Annotated in this window: 22 protein-coding genes, 1 tRNA gene and 1 riboswitch; of the genes, 8 read left to right on the forward strand and 15 right to left on the reverse strand. The window is 52.6% G+C overall.

Annotated features, from left to right (window positions below; genetic code table 11):
- Positions 1 to 82 precede the first annotated feature (82 nt).
- Positions 83 to 266, forward strand: a riboswitch (cobalamin riboswitch).
- A gap of 332 nt (positions 267 to 598) precedes the next feature.
- Entirely contained in the window at positions 599 to 1,762 is a 1,164-nt protein-coding gene (locus tag ACRTGH_RS12090) for an ABC transporter substrate-binding protein (protein ID WP_368845798.1), read from the forward strand.
- A 16-nt stretch (positions 1,763 to 1,778) separates the two neighbouring features.
- On the forward strand, positions 1,779 to 2,612 hold the full coding sequence (locus ACRTGH_RS12095; protein WP_438474424.1) for a class I SAM-dependent methyltransferase: 834 nt from the start codon (positions 1,779 to 1,781) through the stop codon (positions 2,610 to 2,612).
- 239 nt (positions 2,613 to 2,851) lie between these two features.
- On the opposite strand, the gene ACRTGH_RS12100 is transcribed toward ACRTGH_RS12095, so the two are convergent.
- Both ACRTGH_RS12100 and ACRTGH_RS12105 read right to left on the reverse strand, forming a co-directional pair.
- On the reverse strand, positions 2,852 to 4,207 hold the full coding sequence (locus ACRTGH_RS12100; protein WP_368845796.1) for a sodium-dependent transporter: 1,356 nt from the start codon (positions 4,205 to 4,207) through the stop codon (positions 2,852 to 2,854).
- Between the two features lie 116 nt (positions 4,208 to 4,323).
- Positions 4,324 to 4,722 (reverse strand): hypothetical protein, encoded by a 399-nt coding sequence (locus tag ACRTGH_RS12105; protein WP_368845795.1) that lies wholly within the window; start codon positions 4,720 to 4,722, stop codon positions 4,324 to 4,326.
- Between the two features lie 245 nt (positions 4,723 to 4,967).
- On the opposite strand from ACRTGH_RS12105, the gene ACRTGH_RS12110 reads away from it, so the two are divergent.
- The 4 genes from ACRTGH_RS12110 (at position 4,968) to ACRTGH_RS12125 (ending at position 6,542) form a co-directional block, all read left to right on the forward strand.
- Positions 4,968 to 5,054, forward strand: a tRNA-Leu gene (locus ACRTGH_RS12110).
- Between the two features lie 354 nt (positions 5,055 to 5,408).
- The gene (locus ACRTGH_RS12115; protein ID WP_368845794.1) at positions 5,409 to 6,038 is read left to right on the forward strand and encodes a LexA family protein; all 630 of its coding nucleotides are present in this window, start codon (positions 5,409 to 5,411) and stop codon (positions 6,036 to 6,038) included.
- Positions 6,039 to 6,068: 30 nt separating this feature from the next.
- Positions 6,069 to 6,317, forward strand: coding sequence for a type II toxin-antitoxin system RelE family toxin (locus tag ACRTGH_RS12120; RefSeq protein WP_368845793.1), 249 nt, complete (start codon positions 6,069 to 6,071; stop codon positions 6,315 to 6,317).
- Between the two features lie 12 nt (positions 6,318 to 6,329).
- Complete coding sequence (locus ACRTGH_RS12125) at positions 6,330 to 6,542, forward strand: hypothetical protein (protein WP_368845792.1); 213 nt, start codon at positions 6,330 to 6,332, stop codon at positions 6,540 to 6,542.
- A gap of 368 nt (positions 6,543 to 6,910) precedes the next feature.
- Here ACRTGH_RS12125 and ACRTGH_RS12130 read toward each other — a convergent pair whose 3' ends face one another.
- The 3 genes from ACRTGH_RS12130 to ACRTGH_RS12140 all read right to left on the reverse strand — a co-directional run bounded on the left by ACRTGH_RS12130 (position 6,911) and on the right by ACRTGH_RS12140 (position 10,021).
- Positions 6,911 to 7,729 (reverse strand): DUF3298 domain-containing protein, encoded by an 819-nt coding sequence (locus ACRTGH_RS12130; RefSeq protein WP_368845791.1) that lies wholly within the window; start codon positions 7,727 to 7,729, stop codon positions 6,911 to 6,913.
- 50 nt (positions 7,730 to 7,779) lie between these two features.
- On the reverse strand, positions 7,780 to 9,384 hold the full coding sequence (locus tag ACRTGH_RS12135; RefSeq protein WP_368845790.1) for a bifunctional metallophosphatase/5'-nucleotidase: 1,605 nt from the start codon (positions 9,382 to 9,384) through the stop codon (positions 7,780 to 7,782).
- 139 nt (positions 9,385 to 9,523) lie between these two features.
- Positions 9,524 to 10,021, reverse strand: a complete 498-nt coding sequence (locus ACRTGH_RS12140) for a YaiI/YqxD family protein (RefSeq protein WP_368845789.1) — start codon at positions 10,019 to 10,021, stop codon at positions 9,524 to 9,526.
- A 165-nt stretch (positions 10,022 to 10,186) separates the two neighbouring features.
- Between ACRTGH_RS12140 and ACRTGH_RS12145 the strand changes: the two genes are divergently transcribed.
- Together ACRTGH_RS12145 and ACRTGH_RS12150 are read left to right on the forward strand one after the other, a co-directional pair.
- Entirely contained in the window at positions 10,187 to 10,786 is a 600-nt protein-coding gene (locus ACRTGH_RS12145; protein ID WP_368845788.1) for a hypothetical protein, read from the forward strand.
- Between the two features lie 172 nt (positions 10,787 to 10,958).
- Entirely contained in the window at positions 10,959 to 12,305 is a 1,347-nt protein-coding gene (locus ACRTGH_RS12150) for a hemolysin family protein (protein WP_368845787.1), read from the forward strand.
- Between the two features lie 93 nt (positions 12,306 to 12,398).
- On the opposite strand, the gene ACRTGH_RS12155 is transcribed toward ACRTGH_RS12150, so the two are convergent.
- The 10 genes from ACRTGH_RS12155 to ACRTGH_RS12200 all read right to left on the reverse strand — a co-directional run bounded on the left by ACRTGH_RS12155 (position 12,399) and on the right by ACRTGH_RS12200 (position 20,336).
- Positions 12,399 to 13,451, reverse strand: coding sequence for a nuclease (locus ACRTGH_RS12155; RefSeq protein WP_368845786.1), 1,053 nt, complete (start codon positions 13,449 to 13,451; stop codon positions 12,399 to 12,401).
- Between the two features lie 290 nt (positions 13,452 to 13,741).
- Positions 13,742 to 14,041 (reverse strand): hypothetical protein, encoded by a 300-nt coding sequence (locus tag ACRTGH_RS12160; protein ID WP_438474898.1) that lies wholly within the window; start codon positions 14,039 to 14,041, stop codon positions 13,742 to 13,744.
- Positions 14,016 to 14,279, reverse strand: coding sequence for a late competence development ComFB family protein (locus ACRTGH_RS12165; RefSeq protein WP_368845785.1), 264 nt, complete (start codon positions 14,277 to 14,279; stop codon positions 14,016 to 14,018). The genes ACRTGH_RS12160 and ACRTGH_RS12165 overlap by 26 nt, the downstream gene beginning before the upstream one ends.
- 137 nt (positions 14,280 to 14,416) lie before the next feature.
- Positions 14,417 to 15,157 carry an ABC transporter permease gene (locus ACRTGH_RS12170; protein ID WP_368845784.1) on the reverse strand — a complete coding sequence of 247 codons (741 nt, stop codon included), beginning with the start codon at positions 15,155 to 15,157 and terminating at the stop codon, positions 14,417 to 14,419.
- Positions 15,154 to 15,903, reverse strand: a complete 750-nt coding sequence (locus ACRTGH_RS12175; protein ID WP_368845783.1) for an ABC transporter ATP-binding protein — start codon at positions 15,901 to 15,903, stop codon at positions 15,154 to 15,156. The genes ACRTGH_RS12170 and ACRTGH_RS12175 overlap by 4 nt, the downstream gene beginning before the upstream one ends.
- Positions 15,904 to 15,911: 8 nt before the next feature.
- Positions 15,912 to 16,853, reverse strand: a complete 942-nt coding sequence (locus ACRTGH_RS12180; protein WP_368845782.1) for an ABC transporter substrate-binding protein — start codon at positions 16,851 to 16,853, stop codon at positions 15,912 to 15,914.
- A 33-nt stretch (positions 16,854 to 16,886) separates the two neighbouring features.
- Positions 16,887 to 17,726 (reverse strand): hypothetical protein, encoded by an 840-nt coding sequence (locus ACRTGH_RS12185; RefSeq protein ID WP_368845781.1) that lies wholly within the window; start codon positions 17,724 to 17,726, stop codon positions 16,887 to 16,889.
- A complete protein-coding gene (locus ACRTGH_RS12190) occupies positions 17,723 to 18,121 on the reverse strand; it encodes a DUF3783 domain-containing protein (RefSeq protein WP_368845780.1) in 399 nt (132 codons plus the stop codon). Before ACRTGH_RS12190 ends, ACRTGH_RS12185 begins: the two co-directional genes overlap by 4 nt.
- A 15-nt stretch (positions 18,122 to 18,136) precedes the next feature.
- A complete protein-coding gene (locus ACRTGH_RS12195; protein ID WP_368846210.1) occupies positions 18,137 to 18,835 on the reverse strand; it encodes an NYN domain-containing protein in 699 nt (232 codons plus the stop codon).
- Between the two features lie 130 nt (positions 18,836 to 18,965).
- Complete coding sequence (locus tag ACRTGH_RS12200; RefSeq protein WP_368845779.1) at positions 18,966 to 20,336, reverse strand: AMP-binding protein; 1,371 nt, start codon at positions 20,334 to 20,336, stop codon at positions 18,966 to 18,968.

The following is a 20,336-nucleotide window of genomic DNA, read 5'->3' on the forward strand; positions in this document are numbered from 1 at the left end:
AACAACGCCCTCTGCTGCAGCGTTTTTCTTTCAGCAAAGAAACGAGCTGCACAAAGCGGAAGAAGCCTGCTGCAGCAAGCACGAAATTTATCGACGATGCCATGGCTTAATAGGGAATTTGGTATATGCCAAAGCGGTCACGCCACTGTAACAGGGAGCAAATCTGCAGGAAGATACGAAAGATCTTCAGTCACTGGGAAAATCCCCCGGGAAGGCGCAGAGGAGCTATGAACTGGAGCCAGGAGAACTGCCTAATCGACAATCACCGCTTGACCTGCGAGCGACGGGGACGGGGATTTTGCAAAAAGCATAGGCAGATGCTATGTCCGAACATCTCGGATGCAGATCCTTACACCCCCCGCCAGTCGGTCTGTGTCCCTTGGGCTTGACCGATTGGCGGGGGTGTAAGGACGGTGCACAATGCCCATGAAGTGGGTATGGGTGCGTGTAGTTTCCCGGCCAAATGCTGCAAAAGCAAAGCCTCCTTTCCGTTCCATGCGGAAAGGAGGTTTTTTATGGCTTGATTGCCGTAAGCGAATTTTCCCGTTTATTTTATTGATGTATTCCATGATTTGTATCAGCAAATGAGGTGCCATTTATGTTTCAAACAAAAAAGTATGCACTCGCGATCATCTTTTTGTTGCTGACCAGCATGATTTTCACAGCCTGCGGCGGAGCGCAAAAAGAGGCCGAAGAAAACAGTGCGAACACAAAACCGATTGAAATCACGGATGTCTCCGGACAGACGATCACCTTGAAAAAACCTGCGAAGCGAGTAGTAGTGCAGTGGAGCGGCTCAGGCGGCGCGTTTATCACGATGGCGGCACTAGCAGGGAAAGACATTACCAATCTCATCGTCGGCATTGACCCTTCACTGAAAGAATATCGTGCCGACATGTGGAACCAATTCAAAAAGGATCTTCCTGAATTGGAAAAAATTCCTACCATCGGTTCCGTGAGCGAAAAATCTTTCGATACGGAAAAAGTTCTCTCCTTGAACCCGGATGTCATCTTCATTCCTATGGATATGAAAGCGCAGTACGACGCAGATGTGAAGCCCAAAATCGATGCAGCCGGGATTCCGACCATTTATATTGACTACCATGCGGAAAAACTTGAAAGCCACCAGCGTTCCATTGAAGCCATCGGCAAAGCGCTGGGAAAAGAGGAGCGCGCAGAAGAAATCAAACAATTTTACACGGAGCATCTGACCAATGTCATCAACCGTGTTCAAAAACTCAGCAAACCCAAGCCGACCGTGTATATAGAAACAGGCATGGAAGGTCCGGAAGCCTTTGGCTACGCCTATAACAGCAATTATTCCTGGGGCGCCATGGCGACGTTATGCGGCGGCGACATCATCACCAAAGATGTAATCGCCACTGCAGGACCGGTCAATCCTGAATTTGTCTTGGAAAAGGATCCCGAGATCATTATGATCATGGGCTCCTATTGGCCTAAGAAACCGACCTCCATGCGCCTCGGCTTTGAGACGGATGAAGCGCATTCCCAGCAGCTCTTGAAAGCGTTCACGCAGCGCGAGGGCTGGAGTAATCTGAAAGCCGTCAAGAACCACCAGGTCTATTCGGTGCATCACGGCTTGGCCCGCGAGGTCTATGACTGCGCCGTGTTCGAGTATCTCGCAAAGACGTATTACCCCGAGGAATTTAAGGATGTCGACCCGGAAGGAACACTCAAGGAATTCTACGAAAAATTCCTGCCGTTCTCTTACGGCGGCATATGGTTCATGCACTTGAACTAAAGAAAGGGTTTTCACGATGGATGGACATCAAGAAACAAATTTTGCATTTTGGAATGCTCGATGGAAACAAAACTATGTCGAACGAGAACAGCGCATACGCGCAAACCCGCAGTTGGATTATTGGGACAAGCGTGCGCGGGATTTTTCCTTGATGCGTAAGAGCAACGATTATGATTTCGGCAGAAAAGTCTATGCCTCCCTGCATCATATTCTAAGCCCGGATGCAACGATGCTGGACATCGGCGCAGGCCCCGGAACTTTTACCATCCCCTTTGCACAAAAAATCAAATTTGCAACAGCCGTCGAGCCATCTAAAGGAATGGTTTCGGTCTTGAAAGAAAATGCTCAAGAAGCAGGCGTGCATAATTTCACCATCATCGAGGAACTGCTGCAGGATCTCCCGTCCGGGAATTCTCCTGCCTTCCAATTTGATCTCGTAGCAATTTCGCTCGTCTTGTGGATGTTCCAAGATGTATGGCCGCGCATCGTACAGATGGAGAGTTATGCCAAAGGACACTGCGCCATCGTTGCCGGCATACCGGACCGCAGGAATCCAAAAACAGCGAACAAAGCGGATGTGGATGAGTTCCAAATCCTCTGCAACATGCTTATTTCCCAAGGGCGCTTCCCCAATGTAAGCATCATCAACTATCAGTGCGAACGCACGGTGGAAGATGAAATACAGTGCAGAAAAATCATATACGAACAGTATGAGCAGGACATGACTGCAGAGGCAGAAGAAAAAATCCGGCAGGAAGTCCTTGCCAAAGCCAAGGACGGCATGTGCTTGATCTCCTCCAGATCGGCTGTTATTTGGTGGAATCCGCAAGATATTGTTCCTGTAAGCTGAGGAAACACGGATACGTTCGCTCCCCATCGCCGCGCATCTGGGCGAGTTCATTCCAAAGAGTTCATAAATATTGAGCCGTAAGAGATACGCAAAGAAATCTGCAAAAGATTTTTGCGGCCTCTTACGGCTCAATATCGTTTTATAAACCGGAGAAAGAATCTGCACAGAAGAAATCCGGAGCAGCTGAATATGCTTTTTTAAGCCTGCAGCTCACGAACAAACAACTGCGAATGCGGCGGCTACATGAGCCCCATCACGAGAATCGCGCCGACAACGAGCGGCAGAACATAGGCAAAGTAGCCGCGTGCCCAGTTGGGAATCTTCAATCCCTTGCCCATATTGGCTTCCGCATAGAAATTTTTCCAACCCCAGCCAAAGCTGTGCATAGAGTACAGCACGAATACGAGTGCGCCGCCCGGAAGCAAAATGTTGCTCACGATAAAATCCTCCAGATCGAGGAAGCTGCTCTCTCCGCCCATAGGATGCACACCTGCGAGAAGATTGAAGCCAAGGGCACACGGGAGCGACAAAAGCAAAAGGAGCACGCCGTTCACAAAACCTGCCTTTTTGCGGCTCCAACCCGTGAGATCCATCGTGCAGGCCATGATGTTTTCAAAAACGGCCAACACTGTCGAAAAGGCCGCAAACGACATGAAGATGAAGAAAAGGCTGCCCCAGATCACGCCGCCGGACATGTGGTTAAAAATATTCGGCAGCGTGATGAAGATAAGACCCGGCCCGCTTCCCGGCTCCACGCCATAAGCGAAGCAGGCAGGAATGATGATAAGTCCCGATGTGATTGCCACGAAAGTGTCAAGAAGCGCAACATTGACGGACTCGCCCAGAAGCGCATTGTTTTTCGGGATATAGCTGCCGAAGATCGCCATGGCGCCGATACCGAGACTCAGCGTAAAGAACGCCTGATTCATTGCTGCAACGATGACATTCGTAAAACCGATTTCCTCCATCTTGGCGAGATCGGGCTGGAGATAAAAAACAACCCCTTCTCTCGCGCCGTCAAGAAATACGCTGTTGGCAGCGAGCACAACCATGATGATGAGCAGCATCACCATCATGACTTTCGTGACACGCTCCAACCCTGACTGCAGTCCATGAGAGCAGATGAGGATGCCGCTGATGACAACAATGGCCATGGGTACGACCTGCAAAACAGGATCCGCGAGCATCGCGCCGAAGGCACCTGCAATGGCCTTTGGCTCAAGCCCTGTGAAAGCGCCGCGCGCCGTTTGGTAGAAGTAAAGAAGCATCCAGCCCGCAACTGTCGTATAGAACATCATGAGCAAAACACAGCCGAGCCAACAGGCATAACCATGCCAGTGCCATCCCCACTTCTCCGGCGTAAGCCTCTGGTACATGCGCACCGGACTGCGGCGCGCCGCGCGCCCGAGAGAAAATTCCATCGTCATGACGGGGATGCCAAGTACGATGAGAAAAAAGAGATAGAGCAGTACAAATGCACCGCCCCCATTCGCCCCAACGAGATAGGGGAACTTCCAGACATTGCCGATGCCGATAGCACAGCCGGCGCTGATAAGAATAAAACCAAAGCGGCTCTTGAGCGTTTCTCGCGCCATGATAAGACCTCCTGCAATAATAATAGGTAAGGCACAGCCGGCCGCGCCGACTGCGCCTTACCATTATATCATATACGGCAAGCCTGTAAAACAGGCTGTACGGCACAATCATTCCGTCAGGAAGCCTGCGGCAGTTCCACCCCCTTCACCTTAAGGATCCTTATCCCGCTGATCCCATACTTCATGCAGCGCACCTTGCCGCCCTGCCCCTCCTGAAAGTAACGATAAGGAACGGCAGAAAACACCAGATGCGACCCCGGCTTGAGCATCTCGGAAAATTCCTCGTAATTGCAAAAATCATCGAGCTTCGTCCAAATATGCCGGCAAACATTCATCCCAAAAGACGTGGCCAGATCCCGCAGCAATATGGTCGGCTGCGGCCTCTGCGCCCTCAGCTTCGTCCTGCCATAGGAAACGAGCGTTGCGGCAAAAACAACAGCCGATCCTTCATACTCGGCAAGCCTCCGCCTTTCCTCCACAGTCTTCTTTTCCGCCTTCTTCATCATCTTACTCATGATCCGCACCTCCCATACCGCATCACTTTTCCGGCAATCATCACATCACGTCATTTCCTTTTCTCATCCGGCACATCATCTGCTTTCATTATACGCGTCTTTTCCCATATTCTTCGTCAAAAAAACTGCGATGATACGCGTGTGGACGTATGTACAGAACGTTTGGCCTCACTCGCGGAAAACGCATTGGCAGGCTTGACAAACGCTCATGATGATGGTATCATCCCTTTGTTGACAAATTTCATGCCGAAGTGGCGGAATTGGCAGACGCACTTGACTCAAAATCAAGCGTAGTTCCCTACGTGCCGGTTCAAGTCCGGCCTTCGGCACCATAAAAAACACAAGGCTTCCGAGCATTTCGCCCGGAAGCCTTTTTTATATGTATTTTTATTTTGACAGCTTCTACATTTTCCCATTCTATAAAACCGCTTAGTTACGACAGAACGTAGCGCGATCGATACCAAGTAGAGACGTCATCTGATCGGCATTAACTTTATGCTCAACCATACGCCCCCGTAACTTGTTTATGTTTACCATAGGATCATCTCCACATATCGCATATATGCGATATGTGGAGATGAAATACGACATCCTTGCTCTGATGTCAAGATGTTTTTCGCAATAAACGCGAAAATATTGCATATCTGCGAAAAAAATGATACGATCAATAGCAGGAGGTGTCCACTATGACTATAGGCAGTCGAATACGAGAATATAGAAAGAAATTAGACCTATCCGTTGATGATGTTGCTGAAAAGCTCGGGAAAAATCGAGCAACCGTCTATCGTTATGAAAGTGATGATATCGAAAATCTACCAGCAACAGTGTTGGAGCCTCTTGCAAAAATCTTGCAGACAACTCCTGCTGAGCTAATGGGGTGGAAAAAAGATTCAGTGGCTGACCTTTCCTCCATCCCAAACATATTCCCGCTCAAAACAAAAAAAGTCCCCCTGCTTGGCACCATCGCGGCGGACGTGCCAATTTACGCGGAGGAGAACTTTGACGGGCATCGCGAAAGAACGAAAGGTGTTCGTGCGGATTTCTGTCTAAAAATCAAGGGCGACAGCATGATCGGCGCGCGTATCAATGACGGCGACATCATTTTTATCCATAAACAGCCCGACGTAGAAAACGGCGAGATCGCCGCCGTGTTGATCGACGGCGAAGCAACGCTGAAACGGATTTACAAAAAAAACGACTCTCTGGTCTTGCAAGCCGAAAACCCGAAATACGCCCCGATCATCTGCTCTGCAAAAACCTGTGACGAGTGCATCATCATGGGCAAAGCCGTCGCTTTCCAGAGCGATGTTGTGTAACCGCCTGTCAAGCGCCGAAAGGAGTGACCTATGAACATTGAATTTTCACGCTCCGCGCTAAAATTCCTCCAATCCACCGACCGCCCCACGCGCGAACGAATCAAAGCAGGAATCCTCGGCTTGATCCAGCAGCCGCCCATCGGTGATATAAAGACACTGCAAGGATGGAATCCTCACGCATACCGTCTGCGGGTTGGGAAGTACCGTATCATCTATGAAGTCGTATCGGATGTCCTTCGCATCCTCAATATCGGTTCTCGTGGTGACATCTACAAATAAGGAGGCTATGACATGACTGCCAACGAAAAAGAAATGCTGCGTCTTTATAATTTTCTGCCGGAGGTCGATCAGGACTTCGCCCTCGCCTTCATGCGAAAACTCGTTCTTGCATGGGATCCTGATTTCACGAAACTCACACCGACGGAACGTGCCGAATTGGAAAGCTCCCGCGCGGATTTCGAGAACGGCAGCGCGGTTCGCATGGATGAGATCGATTGGGATTGACTTCACGCCTCAATGCCGAAGAAAAGGTGCAGTCAACCTCTGAAGCTGGATGCGTTCTAATTGTGGGATGCAATCTTTTTCAGCAAGTTTCGCGTCTTGCATAAAAAAAGGACACCGCCGCAGCAGTGTCCTTCGGGGCATCGTCTCAGCCGGCTCTGTGCCTGTGTACAAATTTCGATACTATCAATCAAGCGTAGTTCCCTACGCGCCGGTTCAATTCCGGCCTTCGGCACCATAAAAAACACAAGGCTTCCGAGCATTTCGCCCGGAAGCCTTTTTCGTACACTTTTTAATTTTTGACAGCTTTTTGACAGTTTCTATATTTTTCTTGCATTTGCCGCCAAGCAAAATACGGCAGTGTCCATGCCTCAGCCGTGAACCGCGCGAAAGACTGCGGGAAACGCATCGCGCCGCACCCGCAGCGCGAAACTGCCGGCAGCATACGGGACGAGATCGCCGGGATTGTAGAATACAACGAGGTCATTATTTGCATCAAGCATCCAGTTAAACGACTTCTGCCAGTTTTCAACTTTATGGTACTTTGCCAGCGCCTTGTCAACGTCCTTTGCAAAGAGGTACTGTTCATCATTCGGATACTGCGCGCGGAAGACAGAGGCGAGAGCCGCGAGGAGGCTGTCACGCCCCACGACGATCTCATCAAGGGAAAACTTTTCCCCCGTTGCCGCATGGATGTTTTCCGTCACAAGAGGAGAATACTGCAGGTGCTCTCCGTCGCGAAAGTACCCATAGCGCAGGACAAAACTGACGATCGTATCATCGACCCGCCCCCAACGATCGACCACTGTATATTCATAGCAGGGGGCGAATTTCATCTGTGTGCCGTCGCTCTTCTCCATCTTCGCGGCATAGGCATCATGCTGCTGCTTCTGTGCAAGGCTCCAATGAAGAAGCGCCTTCTGCAGGGCAGGGCGGGCATCTCCCTCTGCCCGGATCTCAGGATAGCTCCCCCAACAGATGATGCGCCCGTCCGCACGCACGCACCAGCGGCGGTCTTCTACGGTCAGCCAGGGGAGGTGCTCTGCCTGCGTACTCTCTCTATAGAATCCATCCATCTGTTTTATCTCTGCTATAGAGATTTCATTCTTCCCTGCTGTCGCGGCCTGCACAGCAGGAACCCCGCCGAATACGAGCGCCGCCATGAGGCCTGCAAGGATCTTCCGTTTCATCCGTCATCGCTCCCTTCAAACTGCACATTTCACACGGCAGGTTTCCCGCTTCAAGGCTTGAGGATCGTGATGCGTCCTGCACCCGAAGGATTTTCATAACCCTTGCCGACGATGCCGCCCTGATCCTTGATGTAATAAGCGATGGCATCGATATCGGAAAATGCCGTGTCTTGCAGAAGCGGCGAACCTTCGAACATCGTCATGCCGTTGCCGCTGTTGCGCATGATATAGGAATTGCTGACGACCTTGTAGTCCTCCATCAGATCGAGCGGCACACCGTCGACCATCACATCTTTGACACGATAAGCGCCTTCGACACGAACAAAACCGCCCTGTTCATTCCGAACCACCGAAGACGGCACGCGCGTGTCAATGGTGTAGGTGATTCCCGAAACATGGAAGAAACCGCCGGAATCCTCCGGGCAATTTGCAGCGCCCATTTCGAGCGCATCGAGAAGCTGCTGTCCCGTAACGCTGCGCACGACAAGATTGTTCGTAAAGGGAAACAGCGCTGCAAGCGTCTTGTATGTCACCTTTCCGGCAGAAATGGGATCACGAAAGCCGCCGCCGTTGACGAGCGCCACATCGGCATGAACGGAAGCGCGGAATGCATCTGCAACGAAATCGCCGAGATTCGTTTCGCCGCTGCGCACGCGGTACTCGCCGTCGACGTCCGTCACGAGATCAACGGTCGTCGTGCCGACAGGCTTGGAGAGCTGTGCGTCCACCTGCGCGAGCTCTTTATCGACAATGCGTTTCACCTTCGCATCGACCGCCGTCAGCCCTTTGACGAGCTCGCCCGTGATCGTACCGTCATCGTGGATGGTGATTTTGCCGACACGAGCAAGCTTCGTACCCGTTTGCTCGACGAGGACGTCTTTCCCGTCCTTGTTCTTGTCGATGCGCGTGTACTGCTCATGCGAATGTCCGTCGATGATGACGTCGATGCCGTTCGTATGCGCCGCCACCGCACCGCTGGACCAGACGGGAATGGCATCTGTCGTCCCCAGATGGGTGACGAGTACGACGTACTCTGCACCTTCCGCGCGAGCGGTATCGACAGTCTTTTGAATTCCGGCATAAAGCTTCGAGCCGTCCTCATCTTCAAGGAATCCGTAGATGAATTTCCCCTTCTCATCCTGAAATTCCTTCGTCAAAGACGAAATGAGCGTTTCCGGCGTAGTCACACCGATGAGTGCGATCTTCTTGCCATCGAGCGTGACGATCTTATGCGTCTTGAGCACCGGCTTATTCGTCCTCTTGTCGATGAAGTTGCAGCTGTAGTAGCCGCACTTGAGCTTCGATGCAAGCTCAAGGAAGCGATCCATGCCGAAATCGTATTCATGGTTGCCGGGAATGACAAAATCGTAGTCCGCGCTGTTCATGATGCGGATGATTGCCGCGCCGCGCGAGAGGCTGCCGAGAGGCTCCCCCTGCAGCGCATCGCCTGCATCGACGAGGATGACCGCCGGATTCTCCTTCTGCAAATCATGCTTGTACTGCGTGACGGCAGCTATATGGATGTTCTTAGCGACGCCGCAATGCACATCGTTCGTGTGCAGAATGACGGCGTCCGCGCACGCGGGCAGCGGCAGCAAGGCGATCCAAGCTGCAGCGAAAAAGCCGCCGATGAATTTCCGAATCCTGTTTCTCATAAAAACCTCCTGTTCTGACCATCCACTGAACCAAAACACAACGCTGCTACTCGTGCAGCACCCCCTCCCATATCAAGTCCGAACCTGCAATGAAAGAACCCATGCCGTTTCGCGTGACGGCTGAACATATACCTTGAAATTATATCGGCGCCGCATTTCCCGGCTCTCCCGCACCCTTTTCCTGCGCTTCCATTTCCAGGCACTGCAGCACAAGCGTCTCAAATTTTTCCTGAAACTGCACATCATCGCTTTTTACTCGTTTGCGCGGACCTTTCCAATGCTTTTTGCGCAGGATGCGATGCGGCTTTTTATGCGCATAGCGTTTCATCAAAAGCCTGTCGATGTTCCTGTCCGTATATTGCCAGCCATCCTGGTTCATGGCATAGGCACGTTTTCCCAGCGCCATGGCTGCCACGCCGTAATCCTGAGTGACCACGATATCTCCGGCGCGGCAAAGGTTGATGAGTGCGACATCCACAGCTTCGGCTCCCCTGCCGACGATCTTCACTTCAGCGTATTCAGAATGCAGGATATGGCTCGTATCACAAAGAAGAATGACAGGAACAAGAAACTTCTGCGCCACTTCCTCGATCTCCTCCACTACGGGACATGCATCCGCATCAACAAGGATTCTCATCCTGCCATCACCTCCCTTCTGTTTAATTCGCCTCCTCATCAGGTCATTCCTGCTTTGCATAGGGAGGCGAAAATCTTCCCGCTTGTAAGGATTGGTACAACATTTTTACCGCTGTCATTGTATAATAAACTCGTTCGTTCAAGATTTTTATGGAGGGATCGCCTTATGAGCGCATTTTTAGCACCGATTCATTTTCGCATGTACCGGAAGATCCGGGCACAGGAAGACCTGACGAAAGCTGTCGCCGCTTTAGCCGCAGAGCACGCTTGGCTGACCGAAGAAGAAGCGGCAGCCTATGGGAAAGAAGAGCCGCGTCCGTTGGAGGATATCATCGACCTTTCGAATATCCACGGCTGGCTTCTGAGGCAAATCGAGGATGCAGAAACCCGTTATGCAAAGCTTGTCACCCATCTGCTCAAAGAAGATGCGGCTCGCTTTGCAGAAATCAAGAATACAGCTTTCGCTGTCGGCGCAGCCCATGCTCCGAAGGAGACTTCCCCCCGTGCGCTCTACAGTGCACTGGACGAACTCCTGCTCGACGGCATGCCGTGTGACGGCGCCTGCATGGTGACGGATTCTTCCGAGGCGAACTTTACCTGGGAACTTCGGCTCGACGTACACGGTCCCTTCTGGACAAAAGCCGGCGGCAAGGCAGATCATTACTATACGCTCCGTGAAAAACTCATGGAAGGATTTCTCTCCCAAAGCAATCAACGCATTGTAACTGAGGATCGGCAGACCTACCGCTTCGCAGAAAAAGAATAAGAACCGACGAAAGGGCTGCAGACCGATACGGATGTGTCGGCCTGCAGCCCTTTCACCATGCCGCAGGAACAGTTCCCGAAGCCTGCATACGAGGAATATGGATATGATTTGCCACACTATGCTATAATAGCAATATGAACATTTTCGTTTTTGAAAAGGATGTGCTCATCTCTTGGACAACCCTGAATTACCGATATTCATCATCACGATTGCCTTTCTCATCTTTGCCAGCAGCTTTTTCGCCCTCTCTGAAACGGCCATAACAGAGAGCCATAAAAGCCGTTTGGAAAGACTGGCGGACGAGGAAGGGAAACATGCGGACGATGCCCTGAAAATACTGGATGACCCGGAAAAGCTCCTTTCCGTCGTACAGGTCGGCATCACGTTCACCAGTATTCTCATCGGTCTCCTGATCGGCGGCGCTGTGGCTCCGATATTAGCGGAAGCCATTTCTTTTCTGCCCTACTCCCATCTCGCTGCAGCCGTCGCAAGTACCGCTGTGATTGCTTATATCAGCCTTCTCCTCGGGGAATTTTTGCCGAAGAAGATCGCCTTGCAGGATCCGGAAAGATGCCTGATTCGCTTTGCATCCTGGCTGACGCGCCTCGAACGCTCCATGCGCCCTGCCGTTTCCTGCCTCTCCGGTTCCGCAAAGGTCATCCTCCTCTTTATCGGCGTCAACCCTGACAAACCGGATATCGTCACAGAAGACGAAGTCAAGGATCTGATCGAGCAGGGCACCGAGGAAGGCACTTTCGAGAAAACGGAGCAGGCCATGGTGGACAATATCTTTCACATGAGCGACCAAACAGCCTATGCCTTGATGACGCCGCGCACCCAGATGTTTTGGCTTGATCTGGAGGACGCGCCCGAGCACAATTTAAATCTCATCCTCAAAAACCCCGATACCGTCATCCCTGTCGGACGCGGCAGCCTGGACGATTTCTGCGGGATCCTCTATGCCAAGGATCTCCTCAATGCCAGCCTGGAAAAAAAAGATCTCGACCTCGCCTCTTTCGTGCGCCAGCCCATGTTTGTGCCGCGTTCCATGGAAACTTTCCGCGTTCTTGAAAAGTTCCGTGAAACAGGGATGCATGAAGCAGTCGTTCTCGATGAGTATGGCGGCGTCATCGGCTTCCTGACGCTCAGTGACATTGTCAGCGAAATCATCGGCGATTCTTTCAGTGCCGACGAGCCCGACATGCCGCAGATGATTCCACGCGGTGAAGATTCATGGTACATGGACGGTCTTTTTTCCATAGACGACTTCAAGGAAAAATTCGATATCGACGAACCGCTGCCCGATGAGGACAAAGCACATTTCCAAACGATGGGCGGCTTCTTGACTTCCTACTTCGGCTATATCCCCAAAGAAGCGGAAACTTGCCGCTGGGGTGATTTTCGCTTCGAGATCGTCGATATGGATCGTGCGCGCATCGACAAAATCCTTGTGACATATCTCACCCGGTCGCCGGAGACGAATATGCCGGCGATCACCGAGGCAGGAAAAGGCCGCTGATCGCGCTCCTGCCATCGGCAACGTCGCTGCGTGAAAATGCCCCGTCGGAAGATCGACGGGGCATTTTACTATGCGGTAGTTGTTCAGGTTCATTCAAAGCAGGCTGTGCATCTTGCCAAGTTCTTTGACCCTTTCCAGTGAAAACTTCGACATCTGCGCAATCATTTCCGGCGGCAGCTTATTCCGCAGCATTTCTACGACAATGTCGGCCTTCCCTTCCTCACGTCCACGTTCCATGCCCTCGGCACGTCCACGTTCCATGCCCTCGGCACGTCCACGTTCCATGCCCTCGGCACGTCCACGTTCCATGCCCTTCTCTATGCCCTGCTCATATATGCCTGTACTCAGATTACACATCGTTCTCAACTCCTCTTCCATATCTATATTCGTATCCATATCGAATTCATCTTTCAGCAGCTGCTTCTTCTCTGCCGCCGGCATCTTCGTATCCTTGAATAAAAGCCGCAGGAAGCGGATGAGCCAATCTTCCTTTCGCTGACGTTCATCTCCGAGGTAGATTGTGATGATGCTCATCAGGTCGTAGTCGGCGCGATTTTCTTTATGGCCGTTCAGGATGTGATGCTCTTCCAAGTCATAACGGTTGATGGCGCTCGTGCCGTCCGGAGAGTCCATGCAGAGCCAGATACTGTAAACCTTTTTTATTTCGTCGTACGAGGAACCGGTGAATTCCGTTTCCTTCTGTGAGGAAATCAAACGGCTCGCATAGTAGACTGCCCGACGTAAGATTGCGTATCCCAGTTTTGATCTGCGCTGCGTCCGCTGTGCCTCGACGTTGATGATCAGAGTGATGAGCTCGCCCGATTTTGGTGCGCGTGCGTGAAAGAGGATGTCAAAACGAATCCGGCCTTCCGTGATGCCGACGCTCTCCGTGGCGTCTCCTAGGATCTCTTTGGGCGAATGTATGCCGTTTCTTGCAGCATTCGTCGTGTCACGGTCGATGGGAATCTCGCTGATCTGCGGTGTTCCCTCGATATATTTTTCGGCGATATCATCGATTGCGGCATCTTGAAACTCCGGCACGGTTCGCTTGAGGAGCCGCGCCATGATGACTTTTTGAGAAAGCAGCCGCTTTGCATGTTGATCGTAGGTAGGATTTTGGTAGAGAAGCGCCGGATTCTCCTGCATCGTGTTTTCTCCTTGTCATGTAAAGGCGGCGCACAATGTCCGCAAAGCGGACGTCTATGCGTGCAGTTCAAGAGCATTCTTTACGCTCATTATAACACCGACTGCTTATTTTCGCCAGACATTGGCCCTTTCCTGTAATTTATCGGACATGTTCCATCGCCAACGGCCTATCCATGATTGCAGCGTGCCGAGTTGTCTGCTCCGGGTTGTTGACGCAGCGCCGCTGCGTGAAAATGCCCCGTCGGAAGATCGACGGGGCATTTTACTATGCGGTAGTTGTTCAGGTTCATTCAAAGCAGGCTGTGCATCTTGCCAAGTTCTTTGACCCTTTCCAGTGTAAACTTCGACATCTGCGCAATCATTTCCGGCGGCAGCTTATTCCGCAGCATTTCCTGATGCTCTTCCAAGTCATAACGGTTGATGGCGCTCGTGCCGTCCGGAGAGTCCATGCAGAGCCAGATGCTGTAGATTTTTACTGAGCCGTCTGTGAAACAAGCTTTAAGGGCGGCGCAAGCGTCCACGAAGTGGACATTGTGCGCCGCCCTTGCAGAAATCTCATATCTTTTAATGCCTCGGGCTCTGGTTGACAATCTGTATCGCTTTGGCGATCTCCTGGATGATGAAAGCTTTGTCAACCGGGTCCATCGTGGATATCCTGGCAAAAATATCGCCCCTGTGTGTGGAAACGTATTTGGGAGGCAAGTGATTCAGCGCCAGCGCCATGATGTCCTCCCTGCACTTCTCACAAGAGCAGCTTTCCGGGTACATGCGGAAAACTTCATCCATGCTTTGCCTGACGAACTCTTCCATTGTGTTCTTGATTGGCATATTCCCCATCCCCACTATTGAAAAAATATATTCTAATATATATTTCATTATACAACAAGTCATACAATCTTGTCGTCAGGGATAGGAAATATGTCAATTTTTAGGACTGTTGCCCTTTCATATAAGAATCAAAAGCCTTATTTATATTGCCAACGGCAGGCACGAGTCTCCAAAAAATCGAGAAACGAAAAGAGCAGCAGCCCCAGAATGCTCAAGACGACAATCCCGGCATACATCTCGAGGTAATTGACCCTGAGCCAGGCATCCATGATGAAATAGCCCAAGCCGTACTGCGCCCCGAAGGTTTCCGTGAAAAAAAGCACGGAAATCGCCGTGGCCATGGCCACGCGCACCGCCGTAATGAATTTGGGCAGGGACGCCGGCCAAAGGACATGCCGGAAAATAGCCCAGGAGGACGCTCCCAGCGAAAAAAGAGGAAAATACGTCTCCCGCGGAATGGCGCGCACAGCATCACGCACGGCAATCACGACTTGAAAGACGATGATGAGGAAGATCATCATCGTCTTTGACAGCTCCCCCACACCGGCCAGCAGCATCAGGATCGGCAAAAGAGCGATTTTCGGCACGGGATAGAGCAAATAAACGAAGGGCGCAAACATGCGGTCAAGCCGCGGCACATAGCCCATAAAAATACCGAGCGGATACCCAACGGCGACGGCAAGGGCAAGCCCCAAGGCTATGCGGGCAAGGCTGTAAAGCGCATGGACGGCGATCGACTGGAGGAAGATCTGCTGCAGGCAAAGCGCCACGCTGACGGGCGAAGGCACAATAGGCAGGCGCAGGAGAGCCGAGAGAAGCCACCATACAGCAAAGAGCACGGTGGCCGCCGCCGGATAGACGATGATGTTTTTTTTCATGCCTTGCCCCAGTCCTTTTTAATGCTCTGCCGCAGATAACCGCCCATGCGGAAAAACGCCGCTTCCTGACGGCTGTCCGCCCGGCCGAAAAGCGGATTGTCGATGGTTTCGGCTATCCGTCCGGGACGGCTCGAGAGGATGAGGATCCTTTGCCCGAGATAAAGCGCCTCCTCGACATAATGCGTGACGAGAATCGTCGTCAGATGCTGTTCCTGCCAAAGCGAGAGGAACACTTCCTGCATCTCCTCCCGCGTAATGGCATCCAGTGCGGAAAACGGCTCGTCCATCAAGAGTATATCGGGCTGCAGCAAAAAGGCGCGGGCAAGTCCCACACGCTGCTGCTGCCCGCCCGAAAGCTCATGCGGATAACGCCCGCCCAATTCTGCAATGCCAAGCCGCTGCATCAGACGCTTTACCTTCCCCGCATCCGGTTCCCCGCGACGGATCCGAATGCCCAGCTCAATATTTTCGCGCACCGTTTTCCACGGGAGCAGGCCATAATTCTGCGGCATAAAGCCTATGCGCTGCACGGCCGGGCGCACGGGTTCCCCATCGATTGTCACGCATCCTTCATAGCCGCCCAGAATCCCTGCCACGATTTTCAGGAGCGTCGATTTGCCGCAGCCGGAGGGGCCTATGACAGCACAAACCTCACCGCGTGCCACGAGCATATCGATGCCCTCGAGCACACGGATCTTCCCCTGCTCTGTCGGATAGGCATAGGAAAGTCCCCGCACTTCGATCATCGAAGAGGTCATGGCGCAAGAAGGTCGAGTACGACGTCGTTATACCCATAAGCCGTTTTTATAAGCGCCTTGTTTTTCAGCCACGCAATGCAGTCCGTGACATCGCTTTCCTTGGGCAGGGAAGCCGGATGGTATGCCGGAAGCATCCATGCTTCTTTTGCCGCAGGAGGAAAACCGCCCTTTTCCACGACCATATCGATGTATTCGGAGCGATCTGCATGGTTCAGATATTCGACGGCCTTGTTGTAGGCGCGATACATCGCTTTGATTTCCTGCGCCTTGTCTTCCGCTGCTTTTCCCGTAAAAAGGATGACGCCGGGATTGATGCCGAGTTCATCCGAACCTGCGACAAAGCGGCAGCCATTGTGCACGGCGATGCCCGCCATCGGCTCCGGCAGTGTCGCCGCCGCCAGTTTGCCTGTCTGCAGCATCTCAAGACGTGTCGGGATCTGCGGAATGACGACTTTTTCAACGGCATCGTCTGCCATGCCGCTGCTCGCCAGTATATGATCCGTCACATATTCGATGATCGTATTGCGCGAAACCGCCACTTCCTTGCCGGAAAGCGCCTGTACGGAAACCTTGTCCTCACCGGGAGCGGCGATCAGCTTGTAGCTGCCGTCCGTCATGGAGGTCACCTTGACGTCAAAACCGCCGTCTTTGGCAAAAGCCACAGCCAGCATATCGGAAACAGCGCCGTCAAGGTTGCCGCTTTGCAGGGCGGAATCACGGTCCATGGCGCTCTTGAACTGCCGGAGCTCAACCTTCAGCCCCTCTTCCGCAAAATAGCCCTTTTCCTGCGCGATGATAAACGGCAGCGAATCCGTATCCGGCATAAGCCCGATGGTCAAAGAGCCCAGTTCCGCATTGTTTCCCTGCTTGCTTTCCGTGCCGCATCCCGCCGCCAGAAAAACAAGCGGCAGAAGCAGCAGAGCAAAAAACTTTTTCAAAGTCATCCCTTCTTCCCAAGATAAAATAAGGTCTTACCGCAGCAAGCTGCGCAAGACATCAATCCCTTCGCCAAGATGCGCCAGCACACGGTGGATCGTGTCCTCGTTCTCGCTGTAAGCGGTTTCCGCAGCCAGTTTGAGTTTGTCCGCCTGCGTTTTCATCTCATGGATATTGTCCAGCTGATTGTCCACTTCCTCAAGAAGCGCCTGCGCATCCTGTATGGACTGCTTGACCGAAGCGATGTCTGTCTGCGCCCGATTTGCTTCGGAAGCATTTTTTTCGCTTTCTCTTTGGCGCTCTTGCTCCTTGCCTGTAACCTTATCCACGAAATCGCCGACAACGGAGCCGCTCTTCTCTTGGGATATGCGTTCATTGCGCCCGGAAGCGCGCTCTGCTTTCTTTTCCAGCTCGCGTTCCTTCTCTTCCAAAGCCTTCTTCTGCTCCGCCAGGCTCGTCTTCTGTTTCTTCAGCGCCGTCTCCTGCTCGGAAAGCTCCTGCTGGCGCATCTGCATCTGCTGCGCTTCGCGGCGGCTGTCTTCCAGCTCCTGTTCATGGCTGCGAAGTGCATTGGAAAGCAAAAAGCCGCAGAAAAGCGCAAATGCAAAGCAAGCAGCAAAAATCAAGACCCCACGGATCTTTTTCCGCTGCCTGCCGCCCTGCTCCTTCTGCCTTCCCTGCCAATCCCCTTGCCTCTGCTCTCTTCTGCCCTCCGTGCGCGGAGGCAATTCCCGCACACCGCTCCGGCGGAAACGGGACGGCTCGGGCACATCGCCCAGAGGGGGCAGCTCCTGCGTATCATCGAGCCGGTTCCGTCTTTGTCCGCCTCCGTCTCTTGGCAGGAGCTGCGTCTTATCGAGATCGTCGTTTTTCATTCCTTCATCTCGTCCTTTTCCATCATATAGGCATGTTCCTTATAGATCGTCCGGCAAAGGCGGCAAAGCGTCCAATGGAGATTGAACGGCGTCGTCACGGCCTTGAACTGCACATGCCCGACGCCGGCATCCTTCAATGCCTGCAGCACCTGGTCAAGACGCTTGTTCTTGATATTGTGGAAAATCGCCGCCTCATGGGAAAAGTCCACAGGCTCCCCCGCAGCCGTTCCCTTGGAAAAGCCCTTGATCCCGAGCAGGAATCCCACGCGTTCGTTCCACGCGCTTTGCTCCAATACGGCTGCCTGGATTCCCAGCCTGCGCAGAGCCGCCTTGATGTCTGCCGCCTTTTCTTCACTGAATTGGTAGAGCAGCACTTTCTCTTCCGGCTTCTTCATTCGTCTATCTCCTCATCATTCGCTCAGTCCGCGCATCAGGAGATACGTCACGAGCTGATCCAGATCGACATTTTCGTGCCGCTTCTTTTTCTGCAGCTTGTCAAAAAGGGATTTCGGCAAACGAACCTGCAAATAATTCTTGCCTGCAGGAGGCTCCTTTTCCGCCTTCTGCAAAGGAGCCTCCTGCCCCTTCTTCTGCTGCTTCTTTTCCGTTTTGCCGCCGTCCTTTTCTTGTTCCTGCTCCTTCTTCTTGCCCTTTGCCTTTTTCTTCTTCACAGGCGGGTAGCAATAAAATTCATCGTAAGCATCACGCAGCAGCTGGCTCGCCTGCTCCGTCCCAACGCCGATGATGTGGCACGGCGTTTCGCTCTCGCGCAGCATCTTGGCAATATTGATGAAATCCGAATCCGTCGTCACAATGAGGAAACGGCGCACACCCTCGTCGCGCAGAATCTTCGCCATATCAAAAAGCGCGTAGTCGAGCGAATTCTTGCCGTCAACCTTGCGATCAATCTGGCGAAAGGTGAAGCCCTTGCGCGTCATCAAGCGGTTCCACCGTTTCTGCTCCGGGTGCTTCTCCCAATCCGAAACCACGATCATGCGGCAGGGAAAAAATTTCTGAGCTTTGCCCAGGGTAAAATCAAGCATTTCAAAAGGAGCGTTCTCGATATCGTAGAGCACCGCCACCGTTTCTGTACTTGAGTCAAATGTCATCAAAAGAAAAACCTCACAATATCATAAATTCCCGCCAACATATCAAGCCATGGGCGGTTTTCTCGCTTCAATCCTGTATATTCTAACATATTTGAGGCTTGATTTCCATGAAATCTTGGCATTGCGGGATTTATGCCGGCGGCTGTCCTTCGCTCCGCACTTTTTCCCATTTCTCCAGCAAGATGCGCGTTGCCGTCTTGCCTCTGTCGTTCAGTGGAATGACGCCGCAAAAGAGCAGGCTGCGCGGCATTTCAATCGGTTCCAAGGCGTGCCGTATGCGCCTTCGCAGCTCGACTTCAGAAACGCTTTCTTCACGTACTACAAAAGCCGCGATTTCTGCACCGCGCGCCTCATCCTCCACGCCGAGCACGGCGGCGTCACGCACGCCGGCAACGCCCTTGATCTTAAGTTCCAAGCGCTCCAGGCTGACCTTATAGCCGCCCTTATTGACCCATGCCTGCGCCCGTCCCTCGAAGATCAGCTCACCGCGTGCATTGGGATACCCTTTGTCGTGCAGAGTGAAAGGCATCGCGAGGCCGCTCACATGAAAGCGCGTCCCGACATAAATCGTGCCGTCACGAAAGGACAGCTCCACACCCGGAAACGGTCTGCCGAGATTGCGTTCATCACGCACGCCGTCCGTGCAGTCCGCATAGGTGATATAGTTCAGTTCGCTCGCGCCGTAATAGAGAAGGATTCGGGCATTCGGCAGTTTTTCCCGCAAGAGTGCCAAAAGCGGCGCAGAAATGAGCTGGGAGCCTGCAAAAAGGGATTTTACCGCGGGAAGTTTGCCTCCATTTGCCGCAAGGGCTTCCATCAAAAGGCGCAGCTTCGCCGGGACGAGGTAGACGACATCGATCGCACCCCGCCCCAACAGGGACAGCCAGGATTTCACCGCCGTGCGCCTGCTCGTGCAAACGGTTCCGCCTGCAAACAGCACCGCAAGAAATGTATTCATATTGCCCGTAAAGCTCAGGCTGCCATGCAGGAAAAGGACGCTGTCTTCTTTTACGCGGAAGATCTTGTTCTGCACAGGAAAGAATCCTGCCCAGCTTTCAAATGTGCGGTGCATCACCTTGGGCACGCCCGTCGACCCTGAGCTCAGAACGCCGAGACAATCCTCCGTTTCGCGGCTGTCCGACGGACGCGAAAATCTTTGGATTTCCGGCTTCCCCCCATGTTCTCTGACCCATAACCCCAAAGCATTTTCCCCGGCAATCGCCTCGACTTCCTCCGCCGTCAATCCATGGTGCAGAAGAATCGGACGCGCACCGATTTTTTGCACGGCAAAGAAAAGCACGGCCTGCGCCAAAAAGGAATCCGCCAGGACGAGCACATCGCCGCTTATGCCGTCCTCCCCTGCAAGACGCAGCAGCTCCTGCGCTTTTTTCTCTGTTATGGCCAGAAAAGCGGCATAGGAATACGGTTCTTCATCCACATAAAGAAAGGGCTTCCCCTGCAAGGAAGCCGCCCTGTCCGCCAACAGCATAAAATAGTCCAT

Source organism: Selenomonas oralis, assembly GCF_051603425.1.
Classification (GTDB): domain Bacteria; phylum Bacillota; class Negativicutes; order Selenomonadales; family Selenomonadaceae; genus Selenomonas; species Selenomonas sputigena_A.